This is a genomic window from Novosphingobium terrae (assembly GCF_017163935.1).
Taxonomy (GTDB): Bacteria; Pseudomonadota; Alphaproteobacteria; order Sphingomonadales; family Sphingomonadaceae; genus Novosphingobium; species Novosphingobium terrae.
On record NZ_JABVZR010000001.1, the window covers coordinates 2,343,394 to 2,359,276 of the forward strand.

Below are 15,883 nucleotides of genomic sequence, written 5' to 3' on the forward strand. Positions count from 1 at the left end.
CTATCCAATCTCATGCCAGGCGCGGCCATCGCGCGCGATCAGTTCGTCCGCGCCTGCGGGACCGGCGCTGCCCGGTTCATAGGCTTCCGGCTCGCCGCTCTGCCAAGCATCGAGCAAGGGCTGCACCACGCGCCAGCCCGCCTCGATCTGGTCGGCGCGCTGGAACAGCGAGGCATCGCCGATCAGCACATCATAGATCAGCGTCTCATAGCCGGTGCGATGGCCCATATCGAAGATATCGGCATAGGCGAAAGACATGCTGGCAGGCACGGCCTCGATCAAGGGACCGGGGCGTTTCACCGCCATATCCATCTTGATCCCCTCATTGGGCTGGATCTGCAGCACCAGCTGGTTCGGCGGCAGGCTGTCAGTCGGCGTGTCGCGGAACAGGGCAATGGGGGCGTCGCGGAAGCGGATGACGATCTCCGTGTCGCGCGCAGTCAGGCCTTTGCCGGTGCGAAGATAGAAGGGCACGCCGTGCCAGCGCCATGTCTCCACCGCCAGCTTCAGGGCAACATAGGTTTCGGTGCTGCTGTCGGGCGCAACATCCTCGGTCTCGCGGAAGGCGGGCACCTTTTCCTTGCCGATCTTGCCTGCGGTGTAGGCGCCGCGCACCGCGTCTTCCGGCGCGATGGGCTGGATGGCGTCGATCACCTTCACCTTTTCATTGCGCAGGCTTTCGGCTTCCAGATTGATCGGCGGCTCCATCGCCACCAGCGCCAGCAGCTGGAACAAATGGTTGGGCACCATATCGCGCAGCGCGCCGGTGGCATCGTAGAAGGCCCCGCGCGATCCCACCGTCACCGTTTCGGCCGCCGTGATCTGCACATGATCGATGTAGCGACTGTTCCACACCGCCTCATTGCGGGCATTGGCAAAGCGGCTGACAATGATGTTCTGCACCGTTTCCTTGCCCAGGAAATGGTCGATGCGGTAAAGCTGCTCCTCATTGGCCTGAGCCAGCAGGCGCGCGTTCAGCGCCTTGGCCGAGGCCAGATCGGTGCCGAAGGGCTTTTCCACCACCACGCGGCGGAAGCCCTTGCTCTCATCGAGCAGTCCGGCCTTGCCCAATTGCTCCACGATCGGCCCGAAAAAGCTGGGGGCCACCGCCAGATAGAACATGGCACTGGCGTCCAGTTGCTCACCCAGTGCCTGATAGAGCGCCTCATCGCCGAAATCGCCGCGCTGATAGGCGATGCGCGGTTTCAGAGCCTTCCACGCGGCGCCATCCTCCTCGAAGAAGCCGGGCAGGCGTTCCTTGCAAAGGATATCGGCGTCGATGTCATCACGGCCCACACCGATGATCTTCGTCGCCGGATCGAGCAGCTCTGATTGCTGGAGATTGACGATGGCCGGCAGCAACAGGCGACGGGTAAGGTCGCCTGTCACACCGAAGATCACGATCGTCGCGGGGGGAGCAACGGGCGCTTTCTTCATTACTGGGGCATCTCCACATGGCCGCCAAAGCCGAAGCGCATGGCCGAGAGCAGCTTGTCGCCAAAGGTGTTCTCCACCCGGCTGCGATAGCGGGCGAACAGCGCCGCCGAGAGGACATAGGCGGGCACGGCCTCTTCCATGGCGGCGTCGATGGTCCACTGGCCTTCGCCGGAATCCGCGACATTGCCGCTGAAAGCGTCCAGCGCCTGATCCTTGGCCAGAGCCGAGGCGGAGAGGTCCAGCAGCCACGAGGACACCACGCTGCCCCGGCGCCACACTTCGGCGATGTCGGTGAGGTTGAGGTCGAAACGCTCATCCTCGGGCAGCCTTTCGGACATCTTGCCCTTCAGTACATCGAAGCCCTCGGCATAGGCGGCCATCAGGCCATATTCGATGCCATTGTGGACCATCTTGACGAAATGCCCGGCGCCGGCGGGACCGGCATGGATATAGCCCTTTTCCGCGCGGGGGTCGCTGGCTTCGGGGCGTTCCTTGGTCTTGGGGATGGTGCCGAGGCCGGGGGCCAGCGCCTCGAAGATCGGGTCGAGCAGGTCGACCGCTTCCTTCTCGCCGCCGATCATCATGCAATAGCCGCGCTCCAGCCCCCAGACGCCGCCCGAGGTGCCGACATCGACATAGGTGACCTGCTTTTCGGCGCAGGCCTTGGCGCGGCGGATATCGTCCTTGTAGAAGGTGTTGCCGCCATCGATGATGATGTCGCCGGGGCGCGAAAGGCCGAGCAGCTTCTGGATCATGCTTTCGGTCGGTTCACCGGCGGGCAGCATCACCCAGAAGATACGGCGCTCATCAAGCTTGTCCGCCAGATCCTCGATCGAGGTGGAGCCGGTGGCGCCATCCTGAACCAGCGTATCGATGGCTTTTTCGCTCAGATCGAAGGCCACGATCTCATGGCCGTTACGCATCAGCCGACGCGCGATGTTGGCGCCCATCCGGCCGAGGCCGATCATTGCAAGACGCATGCAGAAGTCCTTTTCTTGGGGGGTATCAAAAGACGTTACAGGGCCGCGAGGATCGCCGTCTTGAGCGCAGCGAGTCCGCCACCGCCCTGCTTGAGATGCACGCGTAGCACGCGCCGCCCACGCTGCGCCAGCACCTGCGCATCGCCCTTGGCCTGAGCGATCTGCACCCAGCCGAAGCTGGCGCGATGATCGGGAATGGCCAGATCGGGATCGGGATCGCGGGTGATGACAAGGAAGGCGCCGCTGTTGGGGCCGCCCTTGTAAGCCTGCCCGGTGGAATGCAGGAAGCGGGGGCCGAAACCGGCGACCGTCGCCACCTTTTTGGCATCACGCAGACTGGTGCGGATGGATTCAATCAGCAGGCTGTCGGTTTCATTGCGCTCGATATAGGCGAGGAAACCGGCATAGTCGCCCGGCTTCAGGCTGGCGAGATGAGCCTTGAGCAAGGCGGCAGCATCGTCCTTGGCGCCTTCGCCAAAGCCGTAGACGGCGAAATCATCGGTCTCCGCTACGGGCGCATCTTCATTCTCAGCGCCGTCCTTTTCATAGGCATCGACCAGCTTGCGGGTGGCCACCTTGGCATCTTCCACATCGGGCTGGTCGAAGGGATCGATGCCGATCACCGCGCCGGCAATGGCGGTGGCCACCTCCCAGCGGACAAACTCCTGACCGATGTTCTCGGCCTCGGCCAAAGTGATCCGCAGCACCGGATGGCCCGAGGCGGCCAGCGCTTCAAGGCGGGCTTCCTGCTCGGCATCGCGCTCACCCGCCAGAGCGAAATAGGCGAAGAGGCGATCCGCACCATAGGCTTGCGGCGCGCCCAGTGGCTCCAGATCGACAGGCACGATGCCCTTGCCCTGCTTGCCGGTGGATTCGGCCAGCAATTGCTCCAGCCATGACCCGAAAGGCAGCAGTTTGGGGGAGGCAAGGATCGTCAACTTGTCGCGCCCGCGCACCGCCGCCTCGCCGATGATCGCGCCCAGCTTCACGCCGGGATTGGCGGCAGGCGGCACATCCGGCCCGCAGGAGAGCACCATCGGCGCCGTGGCATGATAGAGCGCCGGAGCCACCAGCCCGCTGGCCGCAGCAGGCACCATACCAAAGACCGAGAGCACCGAATAACGCCCGCCAATCGCCGGATCGCCAAGGAAGATATGGGCGAAACCGTCCTGCTTGGCCTTGGCTTCCAGCTTCGATCCCGGATCGGTGACGGCGACGAAATGGTCGCTCTTTCCGCCGCTCAGCGCATGAAAATAGGTGCGCAGCAGTTCCGGCTCCATCGTCGAGCCCGATTTGCTGGAGACGATAAACAGCGTCCGCGCCGGATCGATCACCCTGGCCACGCCCGCGATCTGCCCCGGATCGGTGGTGTCGAGCACATGCAGGCGCGGGCTGCCCTCGCCATGGCCGAGGATCAGCGAGAGCACCTCGGGCCCAAGGCTCGATCCGCCCATGCCCAGCAGCACGGCATCACTGTATTGATGGGCATCCTGACGCAGGGCTTCCAGCGCGGCATCGTCAACCTGCTTGCCCTCGGCCGCCGCCAGCCAGCCGAGCCATTTGCCCTCATCCTTGCCGGTCCACAGCGAGGCATCGCCCTGCCACAGGCGGCGGGACCAGCCTTCGCTGGCGGCTACCTTCAGGCGCGCTTCGACGGCCTCTTGCAGATCATGCGGCAGGGTGGCTTCGAAACTGTTGATCGCATCGCCTGCGAATTGCGCGCGCTTGGCGGCCACCGCGCCCAACAGGGCATCGGCGGCATCGGCAAACTGCTTCACGCCATCCTCAACCAGAGCAGCTGTTACGCCGGGCAGATCCAAACCCAAGCGATCAGCCTCGGCCAACACATGGCGGGCGGCCTCCACATCCTGCGTCAGGGTTTGCGCCACGGTGCCGTGGTCGCGGAAGGCGTCCATCGTCTTGGGGGGCATGGTGTTGACCGTGTCCGGCCCGATCAGCGTGTCAACATAGAGCGTGTCGGGATAGGCCGGGTCTTTCACGCCCGTCGAGGCCCAGAGCAGGCGCTGGGGACGCGCGCCCTTGGCGGCCAGCTTTTGCCACCGGTCGCTGGCGATCAGCTCCTGATACCAGGCATAGGCCAGCTTGGCATTGGCGATGGCCACCTTGCCGCGCACCGCTTTCAGCGCCTCGGCATCCTTGTCGCCCTCCTTCACACGGGCATCGATCTTCTTGTCGATCTGCGTGTCGATGCGGCTGACGAAGAAGCTGGCCACGCTGGCGATATGATCGATGGGCTCGCCCTTGGCGACGCGCGCCTCCAGCCCGTCGAGATAGGCATGAGCCACGGCTTTATAGGCCTCGATGGAGAACAGCAGCGTGACGTTGATGTTCAGCCCATCCGCGATCAGCTGGCGGATCGCGGGCACACCCGCTTCAGTTCCCGGCACCTTGACCATCAGATTGGGCGCATCGACCTGACGCCACAGTTCGCGCGCCTCGGTGATGGTGGCGGCGGTATCATTGGCGAGATAGGGGGAGACCTCAAGGCTGACGTAACCGTCCTGCCCGTGCAGGTGATCATAGACCGGGCGCAGATCTTCCGCAGCAGCCTTGATATCGGCGATGGCCTGCTTTTCATACAGCTTCTGAACGGCAACATCGCCCTGCGTCAGGGCCTGCTTGAAGCCCTCATCATAGGCATCGCCATGCCCCATCGCCTTCTCGAAAATCGAGGGGTTGGAGGTGACGCCCGTGGCATCGTCTTCCTCGATCAGCTTTTTGAGGCCGCCCTGCGCCAGAAAACCGCGATCCACGAAATCCAGCCACACGGCCTGCCCGGCCTCATGCAAGTGCTTCAACAGGCTGGTCTTGGTGCGCACCACCACGCCGCTCTGGCTGTTCATCGGGCATTCTCCATCACGTCGCGGGCGACTTTGCAGATGTTGTCGAGGGTGAAGCCGAACTTCTCCTGAAGCTTGGCCAAGGGGGCCGAGGCGCCGAAAGTCGACATGGTGATGGTGGCGCCATCATGGCCGACATAACGGTCCCAGCCGAGCGCGCCGCCCTGCTCGACAGCGAGCCGGGCGCGGATATGGGGTGGGAACACGCTGTCGCGATAGGCACGGTCCTGCTTTTCGAAGAGATACCAGCTGGGCAGCGAGACGACGCGGGATTTCACGCCCTCGCCCGTCAGCTTTTCATGCGCAGCCACCACCAGAGGCAGTTCAGAACCCGTGCCGATCAGGATGATCTCCGGCTCGCCATCGCTGTCGGCCAGAATGTAGCCGCCCTTTTCGAGGCCATCCGCCGAAGCGTATTTGCCACGATCCAGCGTGGAGATCGCCTGACGCGAGAAGATCAGCGCTGTCGGCTCATGCGTATGGGTCAGCGCCACCTTCCAGGCCACCGCCGCCTCATTGGCATCGCCGGGGCGGATCGTGTCGAGCCCCGGAATGGCGCGCAGGGCGGCCAGATGCTCGATGGGCTGGTGAGTTGGGCCATCCTCACCCACGCCGATGGAGTCATGGGTGAAGACGAAGATCACCGGCAGCTCCATAATCGCCGCCAGACGGATCGGCGGGCGCATATAGTCGGAAAAGACCATGAAGGTGCCGGTGTAGGGCCGCAGATAGCTCAGCGCCATGCCATTGGCGATCGAGCCCATCGCATGCTCGCGGATGCCGAAATGCATGTTGCGGCCGCCGGGGGTCTGCGCCTCCAGCGAGGGCGCGCCCTTCACATCGGTCTTGGTCGAGGGCGAGAGGTCCGCTGCGCCGCCCACCAGCCATGGCGCCTTGGTGGCGATAGCGTTGATGACCTTGCCGCTGGCCTCGCGGCTGGCGATGCCCTTGGCGTCAGTCTCGAAGCTGGGCAGGTCGTCCTGCCAGCCATCGGGCAGTTGGCCATTGCGCAGCGCATCGATCGCTTCGGCCTGTTCGGGATAGGCCTCTCGGTATTTGGCGAAACTGTTTTCCCATGCCGCCCGCAACGGCTCGCCGCGTGACGAAACCGCCCGCGAGAATTCCGCCTTGGCCTCATCGGGCACAAGGAATTGCGCATCCTCGGGCCAGCCGTAGCTTTTCTTGGCGCCGCGGATTTCTTCCTCGCCGGGGGCATCGCTATGGGCCTTGTGGGTGCCGGCGCGAGTGGGAAAGCCAATGCCGATCACCGATTTCACCACGATCAGCGTGGGTTTGTCCTGCGTGGCCTTGAACACCTCCAGCGCCTTGGCGAAGGCCACCACATCCTCGGCATCCTCGACCGTCACGGTCTGCCAGCCATAGGCCTCGAAACGTTTGGCTACGTCTTCATCGAAGGCCAGATCGGTCTCGCCCTCGATGGTGATATGGTTGCTGTCATAGATCCAGCAGAGGTTGGGCAGCTTGAGATGCCCGGCGATGGAAGCCGCCTCGCTCGCCACGCCTTCCATCAGATCGCCATCCGAACACAGCACATAGACGTCGTGATCGAACAGATCGAAACCATCGCGGTTGAAGGTTGCTCCCAGCCAGCGCGCGGCAATCGCCATACCCACCGAATTGCCGCAGCCTTGCCCCAGAGGCCCGGTGGTGGTCTCAACGCCGGTGGTCATGCGGTATTCGGGATGACCCGGGGTCTTGGAATCCAGCTGGCGGAACTGCTTGATGTCGTCGAGGCTGACGGCAGGCGCGCCGGTCTTCTTCCCATCGGCATCGATCTCCTCCACGCCCGCCAGATGCAGCAGCGCATAGAGCAGCATCGAGGCATGACCGCAGGAGAGCACGAAGCGGTCCCGGTTCGGCCAGTCCGGCGTGGCGGGGTCATAGCGCAGATAGCGGCTCCACAGCGTATGGGCCACAGGCGCCAGCGCCATGGGTGTTCCGGGATGGCCAGAATTGGCCTTTTGCACCGCATCCATCGCCAAAGTCCGGATCGTGTCGATGGCAAGGCGCTGAACCGAACCGTCTTCCCGCACATGCGGGGCGGCAGGGGTCAGCGTGGCGGAGGCGAGCGTATCGGTCATGCGAAGTGCATCCTTCCTAAGCTTGCTCTCGAAACGAAGGGATCGCCACTTGGGTCCGGGTCTTAAGGCTAAAGTCCTGTGCCATCGGCTCTTCCTTGCGGATTTTGCGGCAAGATGAGGGGTTTGGCGCGGTGCCTGTCATTTTACCTCTTCCCCTGCGGCAAGACGATGCTAGATTGAGTACATATCATGAACAATGAGGATGATGCTCCGATGGCAGAGGCCCTTCAACGCGGCGACTGGGCGCGCTGTAAATGGGCACAGGGCGATCCGCTGATGGAAGCCTATCACGACGCAGAATGGGGCGTGCCCATGCACGACCCGCGTGACCTGTGGGAAATGCTGTTGCTGGAGGGGTTTCAGGCAGGCCTGTCATGGCGCACCATCCTGCACCGGCGTGAAGGGTTTCGTCGCGCATTCCAGGGCTTCGATCCGGCTGTCATCGCCCTGTATGGCCCCGAGGATGTCGAGCGCCTGATGCAGGACGAAGGCATCATCCGCGCCCGCGCCAAGATCGAGGCCACCATCAGCAATGCCCGCGCCTTTCTGACCATGCAGGAGGCGGGCGAGGATTTCACAAGCTGGATCTGGAGCTTCGTGGATGGCGCCCCGCAGCTGGGCGACGGGCAGACGGTGCTGGCCAGTACGCCTGCCTCGCTGGCCTTGTCCAAAGCGTTGAAAGCCAAAGGGTTCAAATTCGTCGGCGCGGTGACGGTCCATGCCTTTATGCAGGCGGCGGGATTGGTGAACGACCATGCGCTGACCTGCCCATGCCGTGCCAAACCGGGCCAGGGCATGGAATAAAACGCCGCCTGCCCCGCCGCTGGCCCGACTGGTCGCGGATGGGGCGGCGCGCAACCTTTCCACGCTTGGCAGCTTTGCAATTCTGCCTATCAAAGCGGCAGGATGACTGAATGCGCATGGACCTGTCCGGAAAAGAACTGGCCGGAAAAGACACGGCATGGCCGAAGCGCGGCAACAGGCGGGGCAGAGTGAAGCCAGCAACGATGACCCTTGCCCGCACGGCTGACCAGACCAGGCCCACCCCTCCCGACAGACAGGCCCCGCTCGACGAAAAGACCCACCTGTCCCGCGCGATCGCCATCGCGCGGGTGATCTGCATCATGGGCATCGTCTATGTCCATGCCTGGACGGGGCGGAACGGGCAGGACCTGCAGCTGTTCAACGATACTTCGCAAGGCCTGATGCGCTGGGCGCTGATCGATCTGATGGCGCGCAGTTCGGTGCCGCTGCTCTCGATGATCTCGGGCTGGCTGGTGGGGCCGTCCTTCGCCAAGCGGGGGTGGAAGACCTTTCTGAAAGGCAAGCTGCGCACCGTGGCGCTGCCCATGGTGCTGTGGAATGCGCTGGCCATCTTCTTCGTGTCCGGCGCGGCCTATCTCGGGCTGATCTATGCCCCCCGCCCCGACACAGTGTGGTGGACCATCGACGAGCTGTTCTGCCTGATCACGCCCAATGATATCAATGTGCAGATCCCCTTCCTGCGTGACCTTTTCATCTGCATGCTGGCCGTGCCCTTGCTGGTGCGCCTACCCAGCAAAGTGCTGATCGGCGTGGCGCTGGCCGCCATGGCATGGTCTCTGATGCCGGTGAACCCGGCTCCGGTGGTGCTGCAGCGTCCCTCGATCCTGCTGTTCTTTATCGCCGGACTGCTGGCGCGCAGGCATCATCTGGCGGCCTGGATGGCCTCACGCCCGCTGGTGCTGATGGGGGCGCCCTATATCGCCATCGGCACGGTCAAAGTGTGGCTGGAGGTGGTCGGCGTCGATCGTGGTTATAATGATCCGCTGATGCTGGCTGGCATCGATCTGGCGATGCGCTGCGCCACGGCGATCTTCTTCTGGGCCCTCGCCTGGAGGCTGGCGGCCAGCCGGATTGCCGGGCCTCTGCTCAAGGTCGAGCCCTATATGTTCCTGATGTTCTGCGCGCATTTGATCATGATCTGGCTGCTGGGCCCGCTGATCGGCGACCATATCTTCGGCCCCATCGGATCGCCTGCCTATCCGCTGTTTCTGCTGAGCCAGCCCTTTATGGTGCTGGGCGCAACAGTGGCGCTGGGCAATCTGATGATGCGCGTGACCCCGAAAGCCGCAAAATTGCTCAGCGGCGGGCGCCTCCACGCGGCACGGCTTTAGGGCTTCAGACCGAAGGCGTCAGAAGGGATATGGGTGATCCGACAAGCCAGATCGCCCTCGCCCGAAGCCACGATAAAGCCATCCTCGCCCGCAACGATGCCGGTGGTGAAAACCACATCGCGCAGATAGATCTGATGCTCGATGGGGCGGAGCAGTTCGGGATCGGCCTCCAGCACAGGCCCCTCGCCGCTGCGCAGGACGATGGTCGGATCATCCCTGTCCAGCAGTGACCAATAGGTGCGGTAGATGCCCACGATCTCCTTGGGCTCCACGCCGTGCCACAAGGTCAGCCAGCCCTCATCGGTGAGGATCGGCTGCGCCCCGCCGCCCATGCGCGCGGTGGCCACAGTGCCTGCATGCGAACGAATGCCGGGCTTCAGATGCGGCTTCCAATGCAGCGCATCGGGCGATGTGGCCAGATTGATCGAGGGGCCCGCCCGCCATGCGCTGCCCGGCGGATAGGCGAAATAGAGGTCACCCAAGGGCCGCGTCTGGGCCCAATACTGCCCATCGATCAGCCCTTCGAAGATCAGCATATCCTTGTTCTGGTGATCCAGCACGATATCGGCAAAGGTCCAGTCCAACCCATTGCCGGAGGTGTAGAGCGTGGTCGAATGCCGCTCAGGGCTGACCGAACATGTGGTCATCAGCCAGCGCTCACCCACCTTGCTGATCCGCGCATCCTCCAAGCCGTAACATTGCAGGCTGTTTTGCGGGGCGATGGCCTTGTCGTAATGGATCGCCAGCCGCCGCGTGCCATCCGGGCTCAGCTCCACGGGCAAAAGCCATGACAGCGAGGTCAGCGCCATGATCTTCCAGCCGCCGCCCAGCAGCATGAATTTGCGCGGATCGGCGGTGTCGGCATGCTCCAGAGGCCAGGCATCCAGCACATAGCGCCCATCCTCCCAGCGGATGGCATGGACATGGCCGTCATGGATCGGCTCGCGCAGTGCCTCGGCCACGCGCACCATCATCAGCAGATTGCCGCCCGGCAGCCGCGTCAGCCCCGGATTGAAGGCGCCCAGCACATAGGTCTCGGCCCCCAGATGCCCGGCCAGCGGTGAGCGTGACAGGTCGATATCGTCAGGCACCAGCAGCAGTTGATCGAAGGGATGCTCGGTCATAACGCCTACTCCTGTTCCTGCCCGCGCGGGGTGATGGTCAGTTGCTGCACGACAGCGCGGCGCGGCTGGGTCAGCAGATAATGCACGGCAACGGCGATATCCTCGGCGCGCAGCATGGTTTCGTCATGGATCATGGCGCGCTGCCTGTCTGAGGGGATGTCCGGGTACTGGAAATCGGCGCCGGTTTTGCCGGGCTCCACCAGCGAGACCTTGATGCCCTTGGGCCCCAGTTCGCGGCGCAGCGCCTCGGCAAAGCCCGCTATGCCCGCCTTCATCCCGGCATAGACCGTGGAACCCCCACCCAGCACATGGGCAGACATCGAGCCGATCAGCACGATATCGCCATGATCGCCCAGCATATCGACAGCGGCATGGGTACTCAGCAGATAGGCGGTGAAATCCGTGGCAACGGCATAGCGCACCTCCTGCGCCGACATGGTCGACAGCCCCTCGGCAGGAACCGCCGCATTAACGATCACACTATCGGCTGCTCCCAGAGTGCGAGCGGCAGCGGCAAAAAAGCGCTCCACCCCATCCTCATCGGCCAGATCGAGGGCGATGCCATCGCCCCGCCCCACCTCGCGGATACGGGCCAGAGCATCGCCGAGATGGTCAGCATCGCGGCCGCACACAAAGACCTCCACGCCTTCGCTGGCCAGCAGCACGGCGATAGCCCTGCCGATCCCCGTCGTGCCACCGGTGATGATGGCCTTGCGCCCTTTCAGGCCCGGCTGGTTGGTATGGGCATCGCGGCGGTCGGTCATACGGGCCTCCTTCAGCTCTCCGCGTGAGGGAACAGGCCGTCTCTGCCAGAGTTCCGCAGCCTATCCCGTCTGCGCCTCCGATGCCGAGAGCGCATAGGCGCGGCAATGCTCCAGATAGGCGGCCTCATGAATGCCGGTGAGGTCGACCACGCTTTCCCACAGCCAGCCGGGCGCATCCAGCGTGGCGCTCTGCCGCCGCCTGACGGCATCCTGCCACCAGCGGCGTGCCTCGCGGTCCATCTGCCGCGCATGGGCCAGGCCCACCACATAGGCCAGATAGCGCGCCGCCTTGGTTGCCTGCCCCTGCGAGAACTGCGCCACCTCCAGCTTCAGATCCTGAGGCAGCAATTCACGCATCATCACAGAGCGGCCCAGCACATGGGTGGCCAGCATCCGCTCGCCCAGATTGGGCGCCAGAGCCATGGCGCCCGCCACCACCCTTTGCGCATGGTCCTGCGGCATGGCGGCAGGATCGCTGGAGGGGGCCACCGCCGTCACCGCCTCCTTGAGGTCGATCAGCGCATAATCGGCGGGCTGCTTGCGCGAGCCGCCAATGCCCAGCAGCGCGGCATAGCGCAGATTGCCCAGAGAACTGCAGCCCTTCTTCCAGAAGGCCGCATCCAGCAGCCGCACCCGGTCCCCCTCATCGCGCCGGTTGAGCGCCAGCACCATGGCGATCACGGCAGGGTCCTTGAACAGGGTCTTGAGCGCCTTGTCTTCCGCCGGTTCGAGCGGCCAGAACTTCTTGCCGCGCGGCAGCCCCGCATTGCTGTCATCCATCCGGCTGAGCAGGTGGCGCCAGCGCCGCCCCAGCGCCTGCCGCTTGACGGCCTTCACCACATTGGGCTCGGGGGTTTCGCCGTCTTCGCCCTGGGCCATGGCGCGGGCATAGCCATCGACCATCTCCTCGATCATCCGGGCGGTGGTCACCCCCGGCAGATCCGACCCCCGCGCTGCCGAGGCCAGCGACAGCCCCAGCCGAATGAGATCATGCGCCGGATTGCCGATCACGCTCTGATCGAGATCGCGGATCTGGATATCGATCTGGCCATCGGCGGCGGCGATCGGGCCCAGATTGCCCAGATGCGCGTCACCGCAGATCCAGCAGGAGGGGCCCTGGGGCAGATGCTCCGCGGAGCGCGATTTCGCCAGCCATTCATAGAATTTCGCGGTGTTGCCCCGCACATAGGCATGGGTGGATCGCGCCATTTTCAGCGCCCGGCTGCGCGTCAGCCGCAAGGTCCTGTCGCCCCGATCGATCTCACCGCTGATGCGTTCCATGGCTGCTCCATTGCCAGATTGTGACAGAGAAATGCTTGCGCGCGGAAAAAGCCGCAGGCCCGACTAAAAAACGCATAATTTCGATGCAGAGCGGCATCATATTGAATGGCACGCAGGCTGAAGCCTTCAGGCATGATCACGCCGATGCCGCTTCACCACGAAAGCGGGTTGGGGAGGGACTGCCATGCTGCGCTGGCACCGGATATGCGCCGTTTTTGCGGCGGTGCTGCTGATCTATGTGGCCGCGACGGGCACCGGCATCGAGCTGGCCGATATGCGCGCGCTGCTCACCCATGCGCCCGAGAGCGATCCCGATATGCAGATGATGCGCCAGCATATCTATGGGCCGCCCAATTATGCGGTGGTCTCGGCGCCCGATTACAGCGCGCCTGCCCTGCCCGAAGGTACCGATTACGCGGCCGGGATCGCGCGGGCCACGGCTTTGGGCCGCGCCGCTGCGCCCGGTGAACCGCTTCGACTGGTGGAGCTGCGCGGCGGCCAGGATGGCAGGCTGGCGGGCCATGTGCAGATGGGGGCGCGGCAGATGATCTTCGATCTCATCAGCGGCACACGCCTGCCTGACAGCTTTCTGCCGCCGCCTCAGCCGGGCCGGGGTTTCGCCTCGACGCGTTCAAATTTCAAGATGCTTCACCGTTTCCTGTTTCTGCCCTGGGGCACGGCGATCAACGGCATCGCCGCCATCGGCCTTGCGATCATGATCTTCACCGGGCTGGCGCATTATCTGAAGCTCTACCGCGCGCGGGCCAGGATGGGGCGCCGCGCCCCGTGGTGGAAAGGCGGCGATCTGTGGCGCCAGTTGCATCGCTGGATCGCGGTGACGGCCAGCCTCTTCGTGATCTGGCTGACGGTGAGCGGCTTGCTGCTCTCGCTCGACAATGTGGGGGCCAATATCCATACCGCGCTCAATGGTGCGCGGGCTTCAAGCGCCTTCGATGGCGATCAGTCCTCGCCTCTGAACGATGCGCAGCTGGCGCCGATGCTGGCGACCACCCTCTCCGCCTTTCACCGGCAGCAGCCCGGCACGGGGATCAAGGTGCTGCGTCTGCGCAGTTTCGTGGGCTATCCGCAGGGCGTGGTGATCGCCGCCGATGCCGAGACCACCCAGCATGTCTACAACGCCAACACCGGCGCCGCGATGAAGATGTGGGAACCGGGCTATCCCGATCTCAGCTTCCCCAGCGGCTGGGAGCTGCATCAGGCGCTCAAGCGCTTCCATCGCGGCGATATGTTCGGCCTGACCGGGCGCTGGCTGGTGCTGCTGAGCGGCCTGTCGCTGCTTTACCTCAGCGTGTCGGGGGTGGTGATGTATCTCCAGCTGTGGCAGCGGCGACGCAAGAACGGGCGCAGCGAGTTGTTCTGGAAGTGATCACAGCGCATCGCTGCGCACCCAGACGCTGACGCTGCCACCATTCACCCGCAGGGTGACGCGGCCTTCCTCATCGGCGTGGATTTCTTCCTCGCAATGGCCGAGGAAGTCGCGGAAAGCGGCGCCGGCATGGTCGGGGCCGAGTTCCACCACCTTGCCCGCCTCATCGCCGTTGGAGAGCAGCACCACGCAGCCGGGATGCTCGGCCGTGCCATGGCGGATAAAGGCGATGCTGCAGGCTTCGTCGAAGATGTCGGTCTGCTCGCCATGGGCGAAGCGCTGGCGCGCCTCGATCAGCTTGGGCAGGCAGGGCACGGGTTCGATGGTGATCTGATATTCGCCGCCATCGCCGCCCGCGTCGCTGTATTGCGCGCCATAGAGGTCGGGATAGAAGACGCAGGGCACGCCGCCCGTGCGCAGCAGCACCAGCGCATAGGCCAGCGGCTGGAACCAGCTTTCCACCGGGGCTTCCAGCGCCTGCAGCGGCTGCGTATCGTGATTGCCCACAACCGTGACGGCGTGATCGGGCTCTTCAGCGACCAGCGTGCCGTCGAAAATGGTGCGCAGATCGTAATCGGCCCCGGCGCGCGAGGCTTCGTGGAAATGGTGAAGCAGCGCCACATCGAACAGCATCAGCTGCTTGTCGACCAGATCGAGATACTGGCGCAGCGCCTCCATATCGGGCTTCCAGTACTCGGCCACGACAAACAGTTCGCTGTCAACGGTTTCGCGCATATGGCCCACCCAGTCGCGGAAGAACCATGCGGGGATATGCTTGGCGGCATCGAGACGGAAACCCTGCACCGGCAGCTGCTCGGCCAGCCAGCGGCCCCAGTACTTCAATTCCTCATAGACGGCCTTGTTGCGGAACTCGACATCGGCGCCCATCAGATAGTCGAAATTGCCGAGTTCGTCATCGACCTCCTCGTTCCATTCGCCATCGCCATATTCGTTGACCAGGCGGAAGACGCCCTGCTCATCGGGGTTCTCGATGCAGTCCACCCCGGCAAAGCATTTCACATCCCAGATGAATTGCGAATGCTGCCCCGCCCGGCCCGGGAAGGTGAATTTGGTGTAGGCATCGGCCTCGAAGGCGTCTTCCTCGATCTGGGTGCGGTCCTCGGGGTTGACGCGGTGGACAGCCACGCGCTCCTTCTCATCGGCGCCCATCTTGTGGTTGAAGACCACATCATGGATCACCCGCAGCCCGGCGCCGCTCAGCGCTTTGGTGGCCGCCTCCAGCCCGGCGCGATCGCCATATTTGGTGGCGACGGCGCCCTTCTGGTCGAACTCGCCCAGATCGAACAGGTCATAGGTGTCATAGCCAACCGACGAGCCGCCCGAAGCGCCCTTATAGGCCGGGGGCAGCCAGACATCGGTCACGCCCATCTGCGCCAGACCCTGCGCCTTTTGCGCCACCTCGGCCCAGAGCTTTCCGCCCTCGGGATAGTACCAGTGGAAGAACTGAAGCAGAGTGCGTGCCGCCATGATCGATCCCGCCTGAAAGCATCGTGCGAAAAACGGGAACCGGTTTTTCGCGAAAAACGATGCGACAACAAAAACCTGGAGCATGCCGGATGGTTCATCAAACACCCGGCATGCTCCAGGAGCCAACGCACGATAAAAGGGCGGAAATCCGGAATGTTCCCTAGCGGATTCCTCCAGAGCCGAGACAAGCGGGAAAAGCGCCCCGGCAAGCCTTCGTTCACCATGATACCTTACCCTGCTCACCTCGCCTGAGGCTCCGGTCCCCGGCAAAACGGTGCCATGCTACCGCTTAACTCCGTCAAC

11 protein-coding genes are annotated in these 15,883 nt (G+C 63.9%); 3 read left to right on the forward strand and 8 right to left on the reverse strand.

The window, feature by feature from the left end; genetic code table 11:
- Genes zwf through tkt form a run of 4 tightly spaced genes read right to left on the reverse strand, consistent with a single transcriptional unit; the run spans position 1 to position 7,380 of the window.
- Positions 1-1,437 carry a glucose-6-phosphate dehydrogenase gene (gene zwf, locus HGK27_RS10645; protein ID WP_206240507.1) on the reverse strand — a complete coding sequence of 479 codons (1,437 nt, stop codon included), beginning with the start codon at positions 1,435-1,437 and terminating at the stop codon, positions 1-3.
- On the reverse strand, positions 1,437-2,417 hold the full coding sequence (gnd, locus tag HGK27_RS10650; RefSeq protein ID WP_206240508.1) for a phosphogluconate dehydrogenase (NAD(+)-dependent, decarboxylating): 981 nt from the start codon (positions 2,415-2,417) through the stop codon (positions 1,437-1,439). Before gnd ends, zwf begins: the two co-directional genes overlap by 1 nt.
- A 35-nt stretch (positions 2,418-2,452) precedes the next feature.
- Positions 2,453-5,281 (reverse strand): bifunctional transaldolase/phosoglucose isomerase, encoded by a 2,829-nt coding sequence (locus HGK27_RS10655; RefSeq protein ID WP_206240509.1) that lies wholly within the window; start codon positions 5,279-5,281, stop codon positions 2,453-2,455.
- A complete protein-coding gene (tkt, locus tag HGK27_RS10660; RefSeq protein WP_206240510.1) occupies positions 5,278-7,380 on the reverse strand; it encodes a transketolase in 2,103 nt (700 codons plus the stop codon). Before tkt ends, HGK27_RS10655 begins: the two co-directional genes overlap by 4 nt.
- Positions 7,381-7,569: 189 nt before the next feature.
- On the opposite strand from tkt, the gene HGK27_RS10665 reads away from it, so the two are divergent.
- Positions 7,570-8,184 (forward strand): DNA-3-methyladenine glycosylase I, encoded by a 615-nt coding sequence (locus HGK27_RS10665; protein ID WP_241127023.1) that lies wholly within the window; start codon positions 7,570-7,572, stop codon positions 8,182-8,184.
- A 203-nt stretch (positions 8,185-8,387) separates the two neighbouring features.
- Complete coding sequence (locus tag HGK27_RS10670) at positions 8,388-9,536, forward strand: acyltransferase family protein (protein WP_206240511.1); 1,149 nt, start codon at positions 8,388-8,390, stop codon at positions 9,534-9,536.
- On the opposite strand, the gene HGK27_RS10675 is transcribed toward HGK27_RS10670, so the two are convergent.
- From HGK27_RS10675 to HGK27_RS10685, 3 genes are read right to left on the reverse strand one after another with little or no spacing between them, the layout of a single operon-like run.
- Positions 9,533-10,660 carry a glycoside hydrolase family 130 protein gene (locus HGK27_RS10675; RefSeq protein WP_206240512.1) on the reverse strand — a complete coding sequence of 376 codons (1,128 nt, stop codon included), beginning with the start codon at positions 10,658-10,660 and terminating at the stop codon, positions 9,533-9,535. The two genes, HGK27_RS10670 and HGK27_RS10675, sit on opposite strands and share 4 nt — an antisense overlap.
- Positions 10,661-10,665: 5 nt before the next feature.
- Positions 10,666-11,424, reverse strand: a complete 759-nt coding sequence (locus tag HGK27_RS10680; protein WP_206240513.1) for an SDR family oxidoreductase — start codon at positions 11,422-11,424, stop codon at positions 10,666-10,668.
- Positions 11,425-11,484: 60 nt separating this feature from the next.
- Positions 11,485-12,705 (reverse strand): DUF2252 family protein, encoded by a 1,221-nt coding sequence (locus tag HGK27_RS10685; protein ID WP_206240514.1) that lies wholly within the window; start codon positions 12,703-12,705, stop codon positions 11,485-11,487.
- A gap of 184 nt (positions 12,706-12,889) precedes the next feature.
- Here HGK27_RS10685 and HGK27_RS10690 point away from each other — a divergent pair, with 184 nt between their 5' ends.
- Positions 12,890-14,092 (forward strand): PepSY-associated TM helix domain-containing protein, encoded by a 1,203-nt coding sequence (locus tag HGK27_RS10690; protein ID WP_206240515.1) that lies wholly within the window; start codon positions 12,890-12,892, stop codon positions 14,090-14,092.
- On the opposite strand, the gene amyA is transcribed toward HGK27_RS10690, so the two are convergent.
- Complete coding sequence (amyA, locus tag HGK27_RS10695) at positions 14,093-15,580, reverse strand: alpha-amylase (protein WP_206240516.1); 1,488 nt, start codon at positions 15,578-15,580, stop codon at positions 14,093-14,095. It lies immediately after the preceding gene.
- Between the last annotated feature and the right edge of the window lie 303 nt (positions 15,581-15,883).

Excerpts from the sequence above, each read along its gene's own strand:
- zwf (WP_206240507.1), bottom strand. The coding sequence starts at position 1,437 with ATGAAGAAAGCGCCCGTTGCTCCCCCCGCGACGATCGTGATCTTCGGT.
- gnd (WP_206240508.1), bottom strand. The coding sequence starts at position 2,417 with ATGCGTCTTGCAATGATCGGCCTCGGCCGGATGGGCGCCAACATCGCG.
- HGK27_RS10655 (WP_206240509.1), bottom strand. The coding sequence starts at position 5,281 with ATGAACAGCCAGAGCGGCGTGGTGGTGCGCACCAAGACCAGCCTGTTG.
- tkt (WP_206240510.1), bottom strand. The coding sequence starts at position 7,380 with ATGACCGATACGCTCGCCTCCGCCACGCTGACCCCTGCCGCCCCGCAT.
- HGK27_RS10665 (WP_241127023.1), top strand. The coding sequence starts at position 7,570 with ATGAACAATGAGGATGATGCTCCGATGGCAGAGGCCCTTCAACGCGGC.
- HGK27_RS10670 (WP_206240511.1), top strand. The coding sequence starts at position 8,388 with ATGACCCTTGCCCGCACGGCTGACCAGACCAGGCCCACCCCTCCCGAC.
- HGK27_RS10675 (WP_206240512.1), bottom strand. The coding sequence starts at position 10,660 with ATGACCGAGCATCCCTTCGATCAACTGCTGCTGGTGCCTGACGATATC.
- HGK27_RS10680 (WP_206240513.1), bottom strand. The coding sequence starts at position 11,424 with ATGACCGACCGCCGCGATGCCCATACCAACCAGCCGGGCCTGAAAGGG.
- HGK27_RS10685 (WP_206240514.1), bottom strand. The coding sequence starts at position 12,705 with ATGGAACGCATCAGCGGTGAGATCGATCGGGGCGACAGGACCTTGCGG.
- HGK27_RS10690 (WP_206240515.1), top strand. The coding sequence starts at position 12,890 with ATGCTGCGCTGGCACCGGATATGCGCCGTTTTTGCGGCGGTGCTGCTG.
- amyA (WP_206240516.1), bottom strand. The coding sequence starts at position 15,580 with ATGGCGGCACGCACTCTGCTTCAGTTCTTCCACTGGTACTATCCCGAG.